Consider the following 20,467-nt stretch of genomic DNA (forward strand, 5'->3'; position numbering starts at 1 on the left):
ATGTTTTATATAAACGGAATGGCGAAAGCCAGAAATTAATTACTTGTCGATTACAAAGGAGATAGTCAAAATGAAACTAGTCGCACCTAAATCTTTTACACTTGAGGGAGGAAGTAAAGCAGTATTATTACTTCATGGCTTTACAGGAAGTACAAAGGATGTAAAAAGATTAGGAAAACATTTGCAAGATCGAGGATATACAGTTCATGCACCGATGTATAAAGGTCATGGTGGATCACCTGAAGAATTACTTGAGACAGGTCCTGAAGACTGGTGGAATGATGTTGTTGCAGGCTATAACCATTTAAAAGACCAGGGATACGAAGATATTGCAGTAGTTGGTATTTCACTTGGTGCAGTATTCTCATTACGCGTAGGAGAAGAGTTCCCCGTAAAAGGCGTAGTATCAATGTGCGCACCAATCAAGCGTGATAATACTGATGGGCTTTTTGATCGTCTTTATGACTATGCTAAAATATATAAATCATTTGAAGGAAAAACAAGAGAACAAATCATTGCTGAACTTGAAAGTTTAAAAGCAACACCAAAAGGCTCATTAAATGATATTCAAAAAATCACAGAAGAAACTTGTGAAGACTTACATGAAATCACAGCACCGACATTAGTTATGCAAGGTGCTTTAGATGCACCGATTTACCAAGAAAGTGCACCATTTATCTATGAACAAGTTGATGCAGAAGAAAAAGATATCATCTGGTATAAAGAATCTGGGCACATCATTACAACAGGTAAAGAACGCGATAAAGTGTGTGAAGATGTAACGGATTTCCTAGATCAAATTGATTGGTCAATCGCTAACTAATAATTTCTGGCATAAGAGAGGCACCCAAGTTAATATACTAACTTGAGTGCTTTTTCATTTGTTGAGCCTTCATAAATGTAACAGTTCGTGCTGTTGAATCATATAAACACCATTCTCTGGACCCTATTACAGCACCAACATTAACACCATATTTTTTTTCCTTCAATTGAATAGGTTTACCATAAGTAAATGATTTTTTTTTACCTTTTTTATAAAATGCGGAATCATGGCTATGACCAAAAAAGAAGACGGATTGTTTAGCTTCTGTAAACAGGGGCTTCCAATCTAACGACCACTTAAATTGATGTCCATGTATAATGAGTGCGCCATCAATATTTAGTATCTCTGGAAGTTCTAGGAAAGTTTGGAGGCCCGTTACTTGCATAATACGCTCTTCCTGATTTCCTCGTACAGAAGGGAACTGTAACAAATTGCTAAAGTACTCTGAATTCTCAGCAGCTTCTTCAAATGCTAGACCCCTAATGTTTTTTGCTCTCTTTTTTCCTATTTTGCATTCAAATAAATCACCTAAACCAATGATTGTGGCATCTTCAGCCGTTTCATTTATATGTTTTAAAACTGCGTTAGTATCTTCAAAACACGAGTGCAAATCTCCAATCAATGCATACTTCATTTAGGTAATCATCCTCTCAAAAATATATTAGAAATAATAGCATACATTAAATTACCAGTAAAATAACCATTAATAGATAAAAATAGTATAGCTACTTGTCGATAAATGTAATCACTTTACAAAGCATTTATTAAATAGATGTGTAGTGTATCGACTTTAATAAGGAGACAAATTTATCTAATTGTTACAAAAACATGACACGAATTACGCTTTTATTAAGGTTGGGAAATTCAGTGCCCATTTTTTACAAGGCATGGTAGAATAAACGAGTGAGAAATTTGGAAACTGAAATAATGATTAGAGAAATGAGTTGACTAAGTTTGAAGATGAATACGAAATGGGGCCGCACCGCGGTTATGACATTAGCGTTAACAAGCGCCTTTATGTACACCGCGCAACCTCTACAAGCAGATGCAGCAACATCACAAGAAATGACACAAAAAAAAGTAAAGATAGATAAGAAAATCAAAAAGCTAGATAATGAGATTAAAGATTTAAAAAAGAAATTACAAAAAAAGACGGAAGCCTACAAAGTAACTCAAAAAGACTTAAAAAAAGTGAATGCTTCAATTATGGAAACTGAAGAGCGTATAAATAATCGTTCAGAAATAATCGACGATCGACTTAAAGCCTATCAAAAAAATGATAGCACAGTTAGCCCATACATAGAGGCAGTTCTTGGTTCTGACAGTATTACAGACTTAGTCAGTAGAGCAATGAGTGTTAAAACAATTATTGATGCAGACCAAGACTTGTTAGAAGAACAGGAAGCTGATAAAGAAAAATTGGCTGATCAAAAAGTTGCTTTAGAAAAAACACAGGCAAAATTGCAAAAACAATTCCAACAAATGCAAGAGGAAGAAAATGCACTTGAAACAAAAAAGGCTGAAAATAAAGTAGAATCATTAGAGCTAAAAAAACAAATTGCCTCTAAAAAAGAGGAAGAACGCATTGCAAAAGAGTTGAAAGAAAAAGAAAAAGAAGCTCAGAAGTTAAAGGATCTACAGAATACACGATTTGTAAGCGATGATAATAATGTTGAGAATGGAACTAATGCTGGAAATGGGAATAATGGTGGTAGTCCAGATGACGGCAATCAATCAGCACCGAATGTTTCAGGTTCACAAGCTGCAACAGAAGCCATTGCAGAAGCTAGTAAATATTTAGGTACTTCTTATGTATGGGGTGGAAGCAATCCTAGTTCAGGGTTTGATTGTTCAGGTTTAACGCAGTGGTCATTCAAACAAGCAGGATACTCACTTCCAAGAACAGCTGCACAGCAATATTTAGCAACTAAAAAAATTGACCGTAGTAGTGCCAAAGCTGGGGATTTAGTATTCTTCAGTTACGGTTCAGGTGTTGCACACGTTGGAATATACTTAGGGAATAATAGGATGTTAGATGCACAAAATAATGGTGTCGTTGTTGAATCATTAGATTGGTGGAATCAATATTTAGTAGGATTTGGCCGTGTCTCGGGTGTAAACTAAACAAGCATAAAAGCTCTTTGATCATAAAAGAGCTTTTTTTATGAGAAAAATAATACAATAATGTGATTTTTCGTTTATCCGGATATATAAAATAGTCCTCACCAATCGTGCTTGCATATCCGATGCAAATAATGCATAGCTTAAATGATTCACAATTAATTATTTCTGTTTGAGAATTTTTCCATTAATTATTTGGATGAAAGTGATAGGGGAATTATTGTTAACTCTTTTTGGTATTATGAGCCCAGATGTGGATACGGCTTAATTACATACCGAACACATTTGGAAGGATGGAAAGACGGTTTTTAAATAGGCAATGGGGATTGCAAACACCTTTGCAGTCGCGTTTTTCCTATATTTAGTATAGTAGGACTTAGAGCTTTTATAAAAAGTAACCAAATGTTAGATAAATTAGAGGGAGGCGAAGAGCATAAGGAAGTTCTCCTGCATATAAACAAGGACTTTTATCAAGTGAACTATATCCAAAAGTGGTAGTGTTTTTCTGACGCTTTTAACTCAATTTGTAACAAGTGAAAATGTTTCTTATTGATTTTGACTTAACCTTTGTACTTGAAAAAGACCTTTACGCAAAACGCTGGGATTTTTGGTTTATTATATAAAATAATAGGGTAAATGTCTTGGGGAGAATAGAATTCTAGCAGCGAAATGATTATATAGATTAATAGACAAATATTATATTGAAGTACATTAAAATATTATCTTTTTTGATTCAAGATAGATAGTGTTAGGCGGCAATGGGCTATCGTGAGGTAATTCATCGCCAATTGATATGTGATGATGATTAAAATTCATAGGTATTAAGTCATGAGTGACGAGGATTTCATAGTTGGAAAACTTATGAATATGCTATTGTGGCTATAATATTATTTTACTTATTAATCAAAAAGAAGGATAAAAAGTACTTTGGATATGTATTAATTTGTCGATTATTTGATAGATTTTCGCTATAATAGTAATTGTAAATATTGAATAGAGAAAGTAGTGAACGATTATGGCAACAGCATCACACGCAGTAGAAATTCCATTACCAGCGACGGAAGTTTGGGATTTTGTAAGCAATATGGAGAAATGGGCAACACTTGTGCCTGGATATAGAGAACATGAAATTATCAATGATCGTCAATCTACTTGGACATTTGCTGGAAATGTCGGTGTCTTGAAAAAAACTGTAAAAGTACAAATAGATATTATTGATTGGATAGAGCCAACTAAAATTACATTTAACCTCATTGGTTTAACAGATAAATTTACTGGAAATGGCTATTTTGAAGCAACAGCATTAGAAGCAGAAAAAACCGAAATGGTCGGTTACTTAGAAGTAAATGCTGGCGGTTTAGTAGCACCTGTTTTAAATCCAGTATTCAAAGCGGTATTACCAAAAGCAACAACTATGCTAACTGAGCGTGTTGCAAATAAGATCCGATTAGTCCAAGTTTAATAGCGAAAATCGTCAAAAGTCTCTCCGATTGGAGAGACTTTTTTGATTTCTGCTTTCAGACCTTTTTCTGAAAGATAGCAGTGAGCAATCCATCAACACCAAAAACGGGTTCATTTGATTCAGCAATTCTCATATTTCGTACTTCAATACACTCAAAGTCATGGAAAATCCTTCTTAGCTTTTCTTCTGTAAATCCTAAACCTCCCTGTAAACTTTTTATCCTGTACACTTCCCAATCTGAAATACTAGAACCTCCAATAGGTCCATCTTCGATAAAACAGTTAATAGCAAAGTAACCGTTTTGCTTTAGCGATTTTTTAATTAAATCTCTGTAATCCATTCTCCTATGTGGTGCAATATGATGAAAACAACCTGAATCATAAACTAAATCATATTTCGAATCTTCGATATTTAAATCGAAAATATTATGATTTATAAAATTGATTGACATATTTTTTTCAATCGTTCTGTCCGTAGCCCATTTTAACGATTCAATAGATAAGTCTACTGCATCTACTTTATATCCTTTTTCAGTTAGGTATATTGCATTTCTACCTGGTCCACATCCCAACTCTAATGCATTACCAGAGTTTAAAAGTTGTCGGTCGAAATAACTGACTAGGTTTTCATCCGGTTTGTTTTCAAAAAAAGGAATCCTCTTTTTACGATCTGAATAAAACTCATCCCAAAATTGTTCGGGTTCTCGAAGTAAATTATCTAACATACTTTTTAAATCATCATAATTATTAATGTACTCCATGCTGTCTCCCCTTTTAATTGATGTATGTTACTAAATTAGCTTATCAAAAATTAGGTATTTTATGGTTACAAATACATTAATTGATTATTAAAAGTGAAAGGGATTAACAGTAGATAGTTCATCAAAAAGCTGTTTAAATAAACATACGATCTCTTATATGCTACTCAATTGAAAATATAGATAATTGTACGATGAGTTAATAAAACTAAAAGAGAATATTGTTAAACGGTTTTTAAGGGGCATCCACTTATTTAACAAGAGAACCTTTTTTACAATTATTACAATAATATTTCAGTAGAAGCACTAAATTAAGTAGGTTTGCAGCAAAGTTAGCTTTGTTTTTTATTAGCATCTATTATTAAAAAAATACAACTTATAGTCGTAGTTATTCTATTTTAGGTATTCGAAACGATACAAGAAGAGACATTCTTTTATCTTTTTAGAGAAATCTCCAAAAACAATAAGTAAATTTCATATTTTACACTATATCAATATCACTGATTATTCATTATCATTTAAATATTCAGAAAAAAGGGGGTTTCCGATGACGAAAACGATGAGCAAAAAGCCAAAAAAGAAGATAATTGAACGATTTTTAGATGGAGTAGAGAAAGCGGGTAATAAATTACCCGATCCTGTGACGCTCTTCGTCATAATGGCGTTTTTAATCTTAGGAATGTCATGGATAATGGCAAAGTTCAATGTTTCGGCTGTGAAACCTGGGACAGATGAGAGAATTGCCGTTATCAATTTACTTAATCAAGAAGGTTTAATACGTATTTTAGGTGAAATGCAGTCAAATTTTACCTCATTCCCACCTCTTGGAATGGTTATTGTTTCAATGCTTGGTATCGGTTTAGCAGAGCAAACGGGTTTGATCGCAGCATTGATGAAAAAATCTGTGATGAGTGCTCCACAGAAACTGATTATTCCATTTTTAATATTAACAGGATTGGTAGGGAACGTAGCTGCAGATGCAGCATTCATAGTTTTACCACCAATTGCTGCTTTAATCTTTATGAGTATTGGACGAAATCCACTTGTTGGTTTAGTCGTTACATATGCCGCGATTGCGGGAGGTTTTAGTGCTAACTTGTTAATTAGTTCGCTTGATGTTCTATTACTTGGTATAACAGAATCTGCAGCCCGGTTAGTAGATCCTGAATATACTGGTCGAGCAACAATGAACTATTATTTCCTTATTGCTTCAACATTTGTTTTAGTTGCTTTAGGAACATTTGTAGCACATAAATTTACAATTCCACGTTTTGGAGAATTTAAAGGTGAGTTGGAAAAACTTGAGCCTATTACTCCTCTTGAACATAAAGGTTTGAAATGGGCAGGTATTGTCACAGCAATATATGTTATTATTCTATTAATTGCAGTTGTACCATCTAATGGTATTTTACGTGACCCCGAAACAGGTGGATTCTTATCTTCACCGTTTATGACGGGTATTGTACCAATCATGTTATTTTTCTTCCTGTTGCCTGCTTTAGCTTATGGAATTGTTACAAGAAATATTAAGAGTGACAAAGATGTCGCAGAGAAAATGTTTAAATCTGTTGCAGATATGGCTTCATTTATTGTATTAGCTTTTGTAGCAGCTCAAATGATTGCTTATTTTGGATGGAGTAATATAGGTCCGATTTTAGCGATTAAAGGTGCCGAACTATTACAAGCGATGGATTTTACAGGTTTACCAATGATAATTGGCTTTATCGTAATATGCGCAAGTATAAATATGCTAATTGCTAGTGCTTCTGCTAAATGGGCATTATTAGCACCAATCTTTGTTCCAATGTTCATGTATTTGGATTATAGCCCAGCACTAACACAGGCTGTTTATCGTGTAGGGGATTCGATAACGAATCCGATAACACCAATGCTTGCTTACTTTGCCATTCTTTTAGCCTTTGCTAAAAAATACGATAAAAATATTGGTATAGGAACTTTGATTTCCGCTTTACTACCATACTCAGTTATCTTTGCGATTGGATGGATTTTGTTGTTTAGTATTTGGTTCTTATTAGGATTACCACTTGGACCTGGTGATTCAATCTACTTAAAGTGAGGGAATTTAAATGGAAAAATTATATGATTTATTGAAAGATAATTACGGTGAAATGATTGAAATTAGACGATTCCTACATGAAAATCCGGAATTATCTTTTGAGGAAGTAAATACGCCTAAATATATTGCTGAATATCATCGTAACCTTGGGCATGAAGTAACTGAAGGTGTAGGCGGACGAGGTGTAGTTGCAAAATTGCATGGTGCAAAACCAGGTAAGACTGTCGCACTTCGAGCAGACTTTGATGCTTTAGCGATTCAAGAACTAAATGATATCCCTTATAAATCTAGAGTAGATGGCGTTATGCATGCATGTGGGCATGACGGTCATACTGCAACACTTTTAGTACTAGCTAAAGTATTAAATAAGCTTCAAGCAGAGTTAGAAGGAACAATCGTATTTATCCACCAGCACGCTGAAGAACTTGCTCCTGGTGGGGCAATTGCAATGATAGAAGATGGTTGTTTAGAAGGAGTAGACGTTATATTTGGTACACATTTATGGGCTCCTGAACCAGTAGGGAATATTATGATAAAAGATGGTCCTTTAATGGCAGCGGCTGATGGCATCTATATTACTGTGAAAGGAAAGGGCGGACATGGCTCCGATCCAAGTAATACAAAGGACTCAATCGTAATTGCTGCTCAATTTATCACAAATCTACAGCAACTAGTTGCTCGCCGTGTAGACCCGATTAAACCAGCTGTAGTTTCAATAGGACATATTGAAGCGCTAAATCCTTTTAATGTAATTGCAGACTCTATTTACATGAAAGGTACGGTTCGTACATTTGATGAGGATACACGCGATTTATTGGAAAAAGAAATTGAAGAAGTATTAAAAGCTTCATGTTATTTAACAAAAGCAGATTATGAATATAATTTTGTACGTGGGTATCCTGCTGTTGTGAATCATACGAAAGAAACGGAATTCATTATGGATTTAGTACCACAAGTTCCAGGTGTGGATGAACTTCGTGTTTGTGAGCCGGTAATGGGTGGAGAAGACTTTGCCTATTATCTAAAACATGTCCCTGGTACCTTCTTCTTTACAGGTGCGAAAGATCCGAATTGGGAAGAGGTTTTCCCTCATCATCATCCTAGATTTAATATTGATGAGCGTGCTATGTTAATAGCTGCAAATACTTTAGGCGCTGCAACACTGAAATATTTGGCTGAAAACAAGAACAACTAATAAAATGTATAAAAATGAAAATCCACGAGAGTTTTAGTCTCGTGGATTTTTTATGGTTGCTGTTTATATAAAAACAAAGCAGCTTGTATATTCATAGAATGCTGACTATCGTTTAAATCAAGTTGGAGTTTTTCTTCTATTTGTTGGATTCTATAGTAGACTGTATTTTGATGCATATGCATTCGTTCTGCAGTTTGAGCAACATTTTTATGACAATGAAAATAATTAATAAGTGTATCTAATAAGTCGTTCTTAGTAAGTTTGTTATCTTGAGAGGGTAAGATAGGATTCAATATTTCTTCGATAAAATATTGTTTTTCTATGGAAGACATAGATAGTAGATAACGATATATTCCAAGTTTTTTATATGAAATAATTGTTCCATCTAGTAAGTGTTGAGTATTCTGTAAGAGTTCTAGATCCTGATAAGATGCTAATATTCCACCAATATTAGTTATAATTCGACCAATTAAAATTCGTTCATTATTTTGTAGAGTAATATATTTATTAAGAGAATTTTCGATGTTCTCATGTGGATCTCTTAAGGCAATTAAAATAATTAAAGAATCTTTATGTGGAAAAAATATGCAGTTCCCAATTGGTTGGAATTTATTTTGATATTGAGTTTCTAGATTTAGTAAGTTTGCATAATTCGTCTCGTTAAAACCTTCTTGCTTATAAGAAAGTAAGCAGTATGCCTGAAAGTATGTATCATCTAGAATCGTGTTTAATGTCTGAACTGATTGATCAATCAGTAATTCTCGAAAGAGTGCCATTCTTTCTTGGACTTTTGATTCTAAAAATTTTTGCTCCTTCATTTGTTCAATAGCCATTATTGCAGTGCCATGGGATAGGGTTAATTTTGAATAAATATCTAGTGAATTTGTAGGGCAAATAACTAGAAGATAACCGGTTATACCATATAAAGATGATATTTTGAAAATATATCCAGTCATTTCGTTGGGCAAATTAACTTGAAAATACTGTTTTTTTGAAGGGAATTGATAAAGTGATTGTTCTATCCAATCTATTATCAATGGTAGATTCATATTAGTACTTGTATGGCTACCAAACAAATAATGACCATTTGCATCAAAATACAAGATTTCTTTGTCAATCATACTTGCTAATGATAAAATAATCTGTTTTGTATCACGTTCATTTAATATAATTTCATTTAAATTATGGTGAGATGCTAATGTTGAACTCAAAGTTTGTGCGCGTTTTTCTTTTTCCTCAAGATTTTGACTAAGTATTAAGACCATTGCAATTTGAGTAGCAATTGCTTCAACAAATCCTATTTCTTCTTCAGTGAAATCTTCATCTGAGAAGAAATTATCTAAAGTTAAGACACCGATTTTTGTCTCCTTATAGGTAATAGGTACTGAAAGGCAGCTTTTCGGTGGAAATTGCTGAATGGAAGATTTTAAGTAATATTGATAATTAGGTTCTTTCATGTTACTCATTGCCTTTTTTACTTCTCTTTCACCATGGATAACTAATGTCTTTCCAGTTTTAAATACAGTGCCGGATATACCTTCTCCAGGAGCGAGCCTGCTATGAATATAATATTCTTCTTTAAAATTAACTGCTGCTTCAATAATGAGAGTCTCTTGTATCGTATCCCACAAAAGTAAGAAACCACCGTCTGCGTTATCGATTGTATCGATAACGACTTCAATTATTTTCTGAACATCGGTAGTATTTTCTATGTTTTTGGTAATTTCTATAAAGGCTTGCCATTGCTTTACTAATCCTGTTTCTCTAATTTGCATATAATGAGCTCCGTTTATTTAATTGGTTTATCTATAAGACAATGAAATAGATTTAAAAAGTAGCAACATCGTATGAATGAAAGACACTTTAAGCTGAAAGTCTGTTTAAGAATATTGACTTACAAATAGATGTGTACCTTAAAAATAAGTTAAATATATGAATTCTCCAGCTTCGCATACAAAATAATTCAATGGTTATAGCTCGCATGGACCCAATTTTAATATTAATATCTGGTGTGTCCAAAATTATAGCCTGTATTTATTATTTTATCATAACTATTCCGATAATTTAGAAAAATAATTACAAAAAGGAAACTGATAAGCAACTAGGGTAGTGATTCCATCAAAAAACAAAGAAACAAGCATGAGGAATCCTTTTAATTTCTTCTACTAACTATTTTTAAATTAGATTTACTCTTTCAAGACACTTTCCATGTCGTCCCCTGTATCTTCAATTTTACCTTCAGGTTTGATTTCAATAATTTATTTATCACCATCATTTTATAGTCTCCTCTTATTTTTAATAACACTATTACTAATCTTAATAGTTAGAATATTCTGTGTAAATGATGTATTATTTTGAAATTTAAACAATGGTTCTGTCGAAAACATATACTTCTAGGGAAATTTGTTTTAATATACACAAAATGTATATTTAATCTTTGAACAATATATATTTTTTTAATTAAGGGGGTAATTTTATGGGTGAAGAATTAGTTAATGTTATTCGAGGTGGGCTTATTGAGAGTGTACATAGTGGACATATTGCAATTGTAAATTCTCACGGTGAACTTCTTTATGAGATGGGTAATCCTTACAAAAAAGTATATGCCAGATCATCTATGAAACCTATACAAGCTATACCGATTGTTGAACAACAGGTGGACGAAACGTATTTTTTTGAAGATGCAGATCTCTCTCTTTGTTGTGCATCGCATATAGGGGAACCCATGCACACAGAAAGAGTACAAAATTTACTTGAAACAGCTTTAATGGGCGTTTCCAATCTAAAGTGTGGTGCGCACCCTCCTAGAATAGAAGAAGAATATAAAAAGCTATTGCAGGAAGGAAAACCAATTACTGCAATATATAATAATTGCTCTGGCAAACATACCGGAATGCTCCTAACAGCAAAAGTGATGGGGGAGGACTTGGAAAACTACTTCCTTCTCGAACATCCTGTCCAGCAAAGAATTCTCGATACAATTAGTGAAGTTTGTGAATATCCAAGGGAGCAAATTGATATTGGTATAGATGGCTGTGGTGTACCAGTACATGGCTTACCCCTTTATAACATAGCGTTAGGATATGCCCGAATGTCAAACCCGCAGAATCTCTCTCAAAGTAAACAACATGCTAGTCGAAAAATTATTCAAGCGATGACTTCAGCTCCTGAGATGGTAGGTGGGACAGATACATTTTGTACGAGCCTAATGACCGTAACAAAGGGCAAGTTGTTTGGAAAAGCGGGTGCTGAGGCAGTATATTGCATTGGTCATATTGATACAGGTATTGGTATAGCGATTAAGATTGATGATGGTAATAGTCGTGCAGTTTATCCTGTAGCTGTGGAAGTCCTGAAACAATTAAATCTAATTACTAAAGAAGAAATAGAATCTTTGAAACCATTTCATGAAACACCATTAAAAAATGTAAGAAAACAGATAGTGGGAACAGTGATACCTAAATTTATGCTTCATCGTACCAATGATATAACATCAAAATGATAAGGGGAGTGGTTTTAATGTTTAAAAGAAGGTCATTAATTTTGCTTAGTATGTTGTTGGTTTTATCGCTAATTTTAGTAGCTTGTTCAGGAGAAAAATCATCTGAAGAATCTTCATCAAAAGGCAATTCAGGAGCGAAGAAAGATCTAGTTGTAGCTGTAAGCGCTAACTTTGTAACATTAGATCCGCATGATTCTAATAATACACTTGATAACTCTGTCCAAAAAACAATGATGGAAGGATTATTAGGTTTTGACAAGGATATGAAAGTAATTCCTAAGTTAGCAGAAAGCTATGAGGCAAATGGCGATGCTACGGAATTTACATTTAAGCTTAGAAAAAATGTTAAATTCCAAGATGGTACAGATTTTAATGCAGATGCTGTAAAAGTGAATTTTGACCGTATATCTAATCCAGATAATGCTCTAAAAAGATACAGTCTGTTTTCTAATATTAAAGAAACTACTGTTATAGATGATTACACTGTTAAATTTACTTTAAAAGAATCTTTTGCTGCAATGATTAATAATTTTGCACATCCATCGGCAATGATTCATAGCCCGAAATCTCTAGAAGAAAAGAAAAAAGAAGTTAGTAAAGGACCTGTAGGAACGGGGCCATACGAATTCGTATCTTGGGACTCCAGCGATATTATTAAAGTGAAAAAATTCGATGGGTATTGGAATGCAGATGGTCCAAATGCAGACTCTATAACATTTAAGCCAGTTCCTGAAAATGGTGCAAGAACAGCTATGATTCAAACAGGAGAGGCGGATTTTGTATATCCAGTTCCAACGGAGCAAATAGACTCACTTAAGAATTCTGGCGTGTCTGTTGAAAATAATCCTTCCATTGTTGTGAACTACTTATCTATGAACGTGAAGAAAAAACCATTTGATGATATTCGAGTTAGACAAGCATTAAATTATGCTATTGATAAAGAAGCGTTGATCAAAGTTGTATACAACGATTATGCAAGCCAAGCTACGTCTGTAATCGGGAAACAAGTAAAATTCTACTCAGAGCAAGAACCATTTGCCTATGATGTAGAAAAAGCAAAAGCTTTACTGAAAGAGGCAGGGTTAGAAAAAGGTTTTAAAACAAAAGTATGGGCAACTAATTCATCAAATTATATTAAAGCAATGGAATTCATTCAGCAATCATTAGCAGAATTGAAAATCGATTTAGAGGTAGTACCTATGGAAAGTGGTACTTTAGATAGTTCACTTTGGTCAGTAGATAAACCTGAGGATTCTAAGGTGGAATTATACTTCGGCGGATGGTCACCATCAACAGGTGAAGCCGATTGGGGAATTCGACCATTGTTAGGAGGAGATTCATTCCCTCCGAATTCTTATAATATTTCTTACTATTCAAATGAGAAGGTAAATAAATTACTAAAAGATGCTCTAGCAACATCTGATGAAGGAGCACGTACAAAAGCATATAACGAAATTCAAAGCACAATATGGAATGAAGTTCCTTGGGTAGCAGTATCTAATCCAGATACGATTTTTGCGAAGAAAAAGAACATTGACGGAATGGTATTACTACCAGATGGTTCATTATCTATCGATCAATTAATAATCGAATAATGAGTCAAATTAAGCGCTATATAAATTAAATATAGCGCTTAATTATTCAATTTGCTGTTAGAGGAGATGATCATTAATGCTTCAATATTTGCTTCGAAGGTTGTTAGGAATGATACCTATTCTGTTTATTGTTACGATCATCGTTTTTTTATTTGTACATTTGATACCTGGAGATGCCGCCCGATTAGTAGCGGGACCTGATGCAAATAAAGAAACAATTGAACTGGTTCGGAAGGATTTAGGTTTAGATAAGCCAATGCACGAACAATATTTTACATTTATCGGTAATTTAATGAAGGGTGATCTCGGAACTTCATTAAAGACACATAAACCCGTTTTTGACGAATTAGCAGGCAGATTTATACCTACTTTTTGGTTAACTTTTTGGAGCATGTTATGGGCATGTATTGTAGGTATCCTAATAGGCATAGTATCTGCTGTAAAAAGAAATAAGTGGCAGGATTATACTGGCATGTTGATAGCAGTTGTAGGAATTTCAATCCCTTCTTTCTGGCTAGGATTACTTTTAATGCAATTATTCTCTGTTAAATTGGGGTGGTTACCAACAGGGGGCTTAGAGGATTGGCGAGGATACATTCTTCCCTCTATTACGCTTGGAACAGGGGTTGCCGCTATAATTGCCCGATTCTCTAGGTCTTCACTAATGGATGTACTAAAAGAAGACTATATTAGAACAGGACGAGCTAAAGGATTTGCAGAAAATAGCCTTGTAAAAAGACATGCAATAAAAAATGCGATGATTCCTGTCATAACAATGACGGGATTACAATTCGGATTTTTATTGGGGGGCTCAGTTGTTACAGAAACTGTTTTCAGCTTCCCTGGTTTAGGCCGATTATTAATAGATGCAATAGCAACACGGGATTATCCTATTATCCAAGCTGAAATCTTATTATTTTCGGTAGAGTTTATACTTATTAACTTAGTTGTGGACTTAATGTATGGATTTTTAAACCCACAAATTCGTTACTCTTAAGGAGGCGAAAAAATGCAAAAAACAAAAGAATTAGAAGTAATAGAAGAAGTATTACCGCAATCATATGAAAAGACAGTAAGAAAATCGCCTGCAAAAGAGTTTTGGAAAAAATTTAAAAAGCAAAAGTTAGCACTTATTGCAGGTGTATTTATAATTTTTTTAATTGTTATTTCGATAATTGGACCTTTTATTGCACCCTTTAATTATGCCAAACCAGATTATATGCAGGCTTTGCAAGGACCATCTTGGGAACATTGGGCTGGAACTGATGCGTTTGGACGAGATATATTTAGCAGAATTATTGTAGGTACAAAAATTTCATTGCTAGTAGGATTTACTTCTGTATTCGCTGGAGCAGTAATAGGAACTATTTTAGGGCTGATTAGCGGTTTTTATGGGAAGTGGATAGATAGCATCATTATGAGATTTTGTGATGTACTCTTTGCATTTCCTGGAATCCTTTTGGCGATTGGTATTATCGCTATTTTAGGCCCTGGTTTAGAAAATGTTGTTGTTGCTGTAGCAATTTTTACAATACCAATGTTTGCTAGGATAGTTCGAAGTAATACTTTAATGCTTAAATCATCACTGTATGTTGAGGCTACCAAATCATTAGGGGCAAAAAACTTTAGAATCATTTGGCGTCACATATTCCCAGGTGCTATTTCAAGCATAATTGTATATTTTACAATGCGTTTAGGTACCTCCATTTTAACAGCAGCAAGTTTAAGCTTTTTAGGACTGGGTGCACAACCACCTTCACCAGAATGGGGAGCTATGCTAAGTGCAGGACGAGATTATTTAGGTTCCGCGCCACATATTACAATCTTTCCAGGGATGGCAATTATGTTAACTGTACTTGCCTTTAATCTATTTGGTGATGGTTTGCGTGATGCGTTAGATCCGAAAATCAAAGATTAGAAAGGAGTTACCTTGATGGTTAGTAAATTACTTGAGGTTACAGATTTAGAAACGCATTTTATCAGTGACGATGCAACTGTTAAAGCTGTTGATAATGTTTCTTTTTATATTAATAATGCTGAAACACTAGGTATTGTAGGCGAATCTGGCTGTGGTAAAAGTGTGACTTCCTTATCCATTATGCGTTTACTTAAAAATACCCCGGGGAAGATTGTTGGGGGTGAAATTACATTTCTAGATCAAAATTTGTTGAATTTATCAGAGAAAGAAATGCAAGCGTTACGTGGAAACCAAATCGCAATGATATTCCAAGAACCTATGACCTCATTAAATCCAGTATACAAAATTGGTAGACAAATAGAAGAAGGTATTCGTCTACACTTGAAGTTGGATAAGGCAGCTGCAAAAGCACGCGCTTTGGAAATGTTAGAGGTAGTAGGAATACCAAGGGCAAAAGACATTTTAAATGAATACCCTTATCAACTTTCAGGTGGTATGAGGCAAAGAGTTATGATTGCCATGGCAATGTCTTGTGTACCTAAGCTATTAATCGCTGATGAACCTACTACAGCTCTTGATGTGACGATTCAAGCGCAAATTTTAGATTTAATGAGAGATTTAAGAAAAAATAGTGATACCTCAATTTTGATGATTACGCATGATTTAGGTGTTGTTGCAGAAATGTGCGATCGAGTCATTGTAATGTATGCTGGACAAATTGTAGAAGAGGCAACTGTTTTAGAACTATTTGAAAATCCACAACACCCTTATACTAAGGGATTGATTAATTCTATACCAAAACTAGGAAACTATACTGATAAGCTAGATTCTATTCCTGGTAATGTACCAACTCCTGAAAATATGCCAACAGGATGTAGATTTGCTCCGCGATGCAGTTTTGTAATAAAACGGTGTTTGACGGAGGCCCCAATGCTAAATGTAGTGCAAGAAAATCATTCTTGTCGCTGCTGGTTAAGCGAGGTGGAAAAGAATGACTGACATCTTATTAGAAGTAAAGAATCTTAAAAAGCATTTTGTACAAAACAAAGGTATTCTGAAAGGGAAAAAAAGCGTTGTTAAAGCAGTAGATGGTGTTGATTTCTTTATATTTAAAGGTGAGACTTTAGGAATAGTAGGAGAGAGTGGTTGTGGAAAATCTACAACAGGTAAGATGATTATGCAATTATTGGAACCTACGGAGGGGGAAGTATTCTTCGAGGGTACAGATATTGTGAAAATGCCACAAAGTGACATTCGTCATTTACGAAAAGAATTTCAAATGATATTTCAAGATCCTTACGCCTCATTAAATCCAGGCATGAAAGTTAGAGAAATTTTACGTGAACCTTTCATCATTCATGGCTATAACAGAAAAGACATAGATGCTAAAGTAACAGAGTTATTAAAAGTTGTTGGATTAAATACCTATCATGCTGACAGATACCCACATGAATTTAGTGGAGGACAGAGACAAAGGATTGGTATAGCTAGGGCACTTGCACTCAACCCAAAGCTAATTGTAGCAGATGAGCCTGTTTCAGCTTTGGATGTATCGATTCAATCACAAATATTAAACTTAATGAAAGATTTACAAAAGAGTTTTAACCTGACATATCTTTTTATTGCACATGATTTAAGTGTTGTAGAACATATAAGTGACCGTATTGCGGTAATGTATTTAGGGAATATAGTAGAATTAGCAGATAAACAAAGCTTATATAAGGAACCATTACACCCTTATACACAAGCCCTATTATCAGCTATACCTGTTCCAAACCCAAAAATGAAAAAAGAAAGAATTATATTAAAGGGCGATATTCCTAGTCCAGCAGATCCACCAAAAGGTTGTGTGTTCCATACTAGATGTCCACTTGTAATGGAATCATGCAAAACTATAAAACCTCAACTTAAAGAAGTAGAAAGCAATCATTTTGTTGCCTGTCACTTGTATAACAAATAAATATTTTAGCTAAATATAGAAAATGGAAAAATAATAGCCCCTATTTGGACAAATCAAATGGGAGTTATTATTTTTTCCTATTATATTGTATAAAATATCAAGGGAATGAAACGACAAACCAATTAAAAATATTAGAAAATGGAGCCATGTTATACTTTTAAATAGACAAAATATAAACTATTACTGGGAAACGTATCACTAAATATCTCCATTGAAATTAAACTTTTCAAATTTAACCCTTCTTATTACACCAAAGGTTGTATCTTGAGTGTAATAAAATCAAAACCTGCTAATTAGCAATGTAGAAAAAGAAAGATGAGGGAAAATGTAATGTGGAAAACTATTGTTCCAAATGAATTTTCTTGGAATTGAAATATAGATTAATCCCGAAACAATTCATCCATCAAATCAGCTACTTCTCTACCCAATTGTTTTTTTTCTTCTGAATCAATTGTTATCTCTCCATTTTCAAACAGTAATACATCTCCTATTTGAACACCTTTAGGTAATTGAGTAAGAAAAAAATCTTTCATACCATTTTGAAATTCAACAACAGCAATGCCCCCTTCAAAACGATCAATGATTCCTTTTTTCATGCTGAGTCACTCCTTAAAAATAGAGTAAAAACAAACAAAATAACTTTAAGGCTTATTTTTTATAATCGATAAAGTAAGTATCATAAGACTCTTTAAAAATATATCCGAGCTTTTGAGCTAATTTAACAGATTCTATATTAGCACCATCCCAACTAGGATATATTCCTCTGTTAAGACAATCTAATATCAAGGCAGAAGCTGTTATGGTTGCTAAGCCTTTTCTAGTATGATCAGGGTGTGTAGCAACTTCAATTTCAATGCCTTCATCATAAATACTAAATGATGTGGCCCCACATACAGCTTTCCCTTCATTTAAAATTGCAAAACCTACCCCTCTATCTATAAAGTCTTCTATAGAATTAAACTGACTTACAAAGTCTTCAGAAAGTTCATGAAGAGATGGTTCATTCACGATGGTCTCATCTATTTTTTTTAGCTCATAACCTTTAGGTAGTATAGATAATAAGTTCTTTATATAGCGCACATCTAGATGTTCAGGAACTTTTTCAAATCTATATCGTTGGAATTTTTCTATAGATCCATTATGTAGTTTTTCAAGTAGCATTTTCCACTCATCAGAATTAACAATTGCAAGTGTATAATCAGGTAGATTAAATAATAGTTCTTCAGCTTCCTTGGTATTCGGATTTCCAGCATAAAATACAAAAATCCCCACCGTTATTTGTGCTACTTTTGGATTTTCAAGATCGTCTACCCAAGCAGTACCCATATGTCCTTGCAGACATGAAAGAATAATAGTACTATCCATATTTTCGAACATTGGTACTAATTTTTTTCTTACATTGATATCAGCTTCATAAATCATTCAATTCCTACTTTCCTCACAAAATATTTTAAATAACCCTTTTTATCAATATTATCATTATTTTTCCATTTACGATAACTAATTTATTTTTTCGCATGATGATTACAACTACATTTTAGAAAAATAAATTTATATACGTATTGTCTTTTTAACTCAAATTGTAGAGAAAATGAATAATAAAATGTAATTTTAGCAGAGAATTGTAAAGGATATATAAATGATAAAGTATTGGCAGTTCGTTATAATAAATTTAATGGAACGCCATACAGAAAGAATGTGATAATATGAATCGCAATATAGTAGGATCCATTATATTATTCCTTGGTATACTTACTATAGCAGGGAAATTTTTCTTTCGTAATATAGAGTATAGTGAAGCGTTATCTTGGGGGGGATTAGCGCTGACGATATTAGGTGCGTTTGTAATAAGTGAGAAAAAGGGGAGTCAGTAATGGAGTCTTTGTTTGTTCAAAATATTTTAGGGATAGATAAACCAATCGTGCAAGCACCGATGGCTGGAGTGACGACGCCTGAATTTGTAGCAGCATGTGCAAATGCAGGTATTTTAGGTTCTATTGGTGCTGGATATTTAACTGCAGAAGCGACTAGAAATTGTATTCTAGAAGTAAAATCTTTGACTGACAAATCTTTCTCAGTAAATTTATTTGTACCTGAACAGGTTGATACTACTGAAGAACAAATTGCACAAGCGTATGAGGCATTAAAGCCATTTCAACAAGAACTTGGGTTGTCGGGAGAAAAGGTAGTATTATCTTCCAGTGAGTTCGCGGAACAGGTAAAAGTTGTCGTTGATGAGGGCGTGAAAATTTGCTCTTTTACTTTTGGAATACCAGATCAAGAAACAATATCCTATTTACATAAACATGAGGTTTATTGCATTGGTACTGCTACGACTGTAGAGGAAGTAATTGCGGTTGAACAAGCAGGATTAGACGCTGTTGTTTTACAAGGTGGAGAAGCAGGTGGTCATCGTGGGACGTTTTTAGAGCCTCTTATATTAAATCCAACAATGGAGTTACTTAAAAATACAATCGGCAAAATAAAGATACCCATTATTACTGCTGGGGGTATTATGACAAAACAGCATATGCTTGATTTTCTTGATGAAGGAGCAGCAGCTATTCAGATTGGTACCGCGCTACTAGCAACTAAAGAAAGTGGCGCACATCCACTACATAAAGAAGCGATTTTACAATCAGAAAAAGATGTTACAGCTTTGACAACCGCTTTTTCAGGGAAAGCTGCAAGAGGGATCGTAAATGATTTTATGACTTACATGGCTGACCAACCGATTGCTCCTTATCCAGTTCAAAATGATTTAACAAAGGAATTACGTAAAGTAGCCGGCCAACAGGGTAAAATGGAATATCTATCAATGTGGGCTGGAGAAAATTTATATTTAGCAAAGCCAGGGACGGTTGCGGATATTGTGCATCATTTTATAAGTGAAGATTATTGATTTAGATTAATTATTAGGCGTCCTACATTTTTTGTAGTGCGCCTTTCGTTTAATGAATTATTGTATTTTCATAGAAAACTAGATCAGTTAATGGTTGAACTTTACGTTAACGTCAATGATATACTGCTTCTAAGTTCTTGTTAGGATGGTGACGC

General features: G+C 34.0%; 17 protein-coding genes. 12 read left to right on the plus strand and 5 right to left on the minus strand.

Annotated elements, in window-relative coordinates; all coding sequences use genetic code 11:
* Window positions 1–70 precede the first annotated feature (70 nt).
* Entirely contained in the window at window positions 71–823 is a 753-nt protein-coding gene (locus ACQKM9_RS03580) for an alpha/beta hydrolase (protein WP_427732681.1), read from the plus strand.
* A gap of 37 nt (window positions 824–860) precedes the next feature.
* Here ACQKM9_RS03580 and ACQKM9_RS03585 read toward each other — a convergent pair whose 3' ends face one another.
* Complete coding sequence (locus ACQKM9_RS03585; protein WP_427732683.1) at window positions 861–1,457, minus strand: metallophosphoesterase family protein; 597 nt, start codon at window positions 1,455–1,457, stop codon at window positions 861–863.
* A gap of 326 nt (window positions 1,458–1,783) precedes the next feature.
* On the opposite strand from ACQKM9_RS03585, the gene ACQKM9_RS03590 reads away from it, so the two are divergent.
* Entirely contained in the window at window positions 1,784–2,947 is a 1,164-nt protein-coding gene (locus ACQKM9_RS03590; RefSeq protein WP_427732685.1) for an NlpC/P60 family protein, read from the plus strand.
* A 1,012-nt stretch (window positions 2,948–3,959) separates the two neighbouring features.
* Window positions 3,960–4,406: a CoxG family protein gene (locus ACQKM9_RS03595; protein ID WP_427732687.1), complete on the plus strand. Its 447-nt coding sequence runs from the start codon at window positions 3,960–3,962 to the stop codon at window positions 4,404–4,406.
* Between the two features lie 55 nt (window positions 4,407–4,461).
* On the opposite strand, the gene ACQKM9_RS03600 is transcribed toward ACQKM9_RS03595, so the two are convergent.
* Complete coding sequence (locus ACQKM9_RS03600) at window positions 4,462–5,166, minus strand: class I SAM-dependent methyltransferase (RefSeq protein WP_427732689.1); 705 nt, start codon at window positions 5,164–5,166, stop codon at window positions 4,462–4,464.
* Window positions 5,167–5,710: 544 nt separating this feature from the next.
* On the opposite strand from ACQKM9_RS03600, the gene ACQKM9_RS03605 reads away from it, so the two are divergent.
* Together ACQKM9_RS03605 and ACQKM9_RS03610 are read left to right on the plus strand one after the other, a co-directional pair.
* A complete protein-coding gene (locus ACQKM9_RS03605; protein ID WP_427732691.1) occupies window positions 5,711–7,240 on the plus strand; it encodes an AbgT family transporter in 1,530 nt (509 codons plus the stop codon).
* A 10-nt stretch (window positions 7,241–7,250) separates the two neighbouring features.
* Window positions 7,251–8,435, plus strand: coding sequence for a M20 metallopeptidase family protein (locus tag ACQKM9_RS03610; RefSeq protein WP_427732692.1), 1,185 nt, complete (start codon window positions 7,251–7,253; stop codon window positions 8,433–8,435).
* Between the two features lie 50 nt (window positions 8,436–8,485).
* Here the strand turns inward: ACQKM9_RS03610 and ACQKM9_RS03615 are convergent, their stop codons facing one another.
* Window positions 8,486–10,210 carry a helix-turn-helix domain-containing protein gene (locus ACQKM9_RS03615; RefSeq protein ID WP_427732693.1) on the minus strand — a complete coding sequence of 575 codons (1,725 nt, stop codon included), beginning with the start codon at window positions 10,208–10,210 and terminating at the stop codon, window positions 8,486–8,488.
* Window positions 10,211–10,911: 701 nt separating this feature from the next.
* Between ACQKM9_RS03615 and ACQKM9_RS03620 the strand changes: the two genes are divergently transcribed.
* The 6 genes from ACQKM9_RS03620 to ACQKM9_RS03645 all read left to right on the plus strand — a co-directional run bounded on the left by ACQKM9_RS03620 (window position 10,912) and on the right by ACQKM9_RS03645 (window position 17,410).
* Window positions 10,912–11,937, plus strand: coding sequence for an asparaginase (locus tag ACQKM9_RS03620; protein ID WP_427732694.1), 1,026 nt, complete (start codon window positions 10,912–10,914; stop codon window positions 11,935–11,937).
* Between the two features lie 17 nt (window positions 11,938–11,954).
* Complete coding sequence (locus tag ACQKM9_RS03625) at window positions 11,955–13,532, plus strand: glutathione ABC transporter substrate-binding protein (RefSeq protein WP_427732696.1); 1,578 nt, start codon at window positions 11,955–11,957, stop codon at window positions 13,530–13,532.
* Window positions 13,533–13,608: 76 nt separating this feature from the next.
* Window positions 13,609–14,529, plus strand: coding sequence for a glutathione ABC transporter permease GsiC (gsiC, locus tag ACQKM9_RS03630; RefSeq protein WP_427732698.1), 921 nt, complete (start codon window positions 13,609–13,611; stop codon window positions 14,527–14,529).
* A gap of 12 nt (window positions 14,530–14,541) precedes the next feature.
* Window positions 14,542–15,450, plus strand: a complete 909-nt coding sequence (locus ACQKM9_RS03635) for an ABC transporter permease subunit (protein ID WP_427732700.1) — start codon at window positions 14,542–14,544, stop codon at window positions 15,448–15,450.
* A gap of 15 nt (window positions 15,451–15,465) precedes the next feature.
* Window positions 15,466–16,449 (plus strand): ABC transporter ATP-binding protein, encoded by a 984-nt coding sequence (locus ACQKM9_RS03640; protein ID WP_427732702.1) that lies wholly within the window; start codon window positions 15,466–15,468, stop codon window positions 16,447–16,449.
* The gene (locus tag ACQKM9_RS03645) at window positions 16,442–17,410 is read left to right on the plus strand and encodes an ABC transporter ATP-binding protein (protein ID WP_427732704.1); all 969 of its coding nucleotides are present in this window, start codon (window positions 16,442–16,444) and stop codon (window positions 17,408–17,410) included. Before ACQKM9_RS03640 ends, ACQKM9_RS03645 begins: the two co-directional genes overlap by 8 nt.
* A gap of 380 nt (window positions 17,411–17,790) precedes the next feature.
* Here ACQKM9_RS03645 and ACQKM9_RS03650 read toward each other — a convergent pair whose 3' ends face one another.
* A complete protein-coding gene (locus tag ACQKM9_RS03650; RefSeq protein WP_427732706.1) occupies window positions 17,791–18,006 on the minus strand; it encodes a DUF3006 domain-containing protein in 216 nt (71 codons plus the stop codon).
* A 52-nt stretch (window positions 18,007–18,058) separates the two neighbouring features.
* Window positions 18,059–18,832: a GNAT family N-acetyltransferase gene (locus ACQKM9_RS03655; protein WP_427732708.1), complete on the minus strand. Its 774-nt coding sequence runs from the start codon at window positions 18,830–18,832 to the stop codon at window positions 18,059–18,061.
* 451 nt (window positions 18,833–19,283) lie between these two features.
* Here ACQKM9_RS03655 and ACQKM9_RS03660 point away from each other — a divergent pair, with 451 nt between their 5' ends.
* The gene (locus ACQKM9_RS03660; protein ID WP_427732709.1) at window positions 19,284–20,312 is read left to right on the plus strand and encodes an NAD(P)H-dependent flavin oxidoreductase; all 1,029 of its coding nucleotides are present in this window, start codon (window positions 19,284–19,286) and stop codon (window positions 20,310–20,312) included.
* Window positions 20,313–20,467 lie beyond the last annotated feature (155 nt).

The organism is Viridibacillus sp. NPDC093762, from assembly GCF_050279675.1.
GTDB lineage: Bacteria > Bacillota > Bacilli > Bacillales_A > Planococcaceae > Viridibacillus.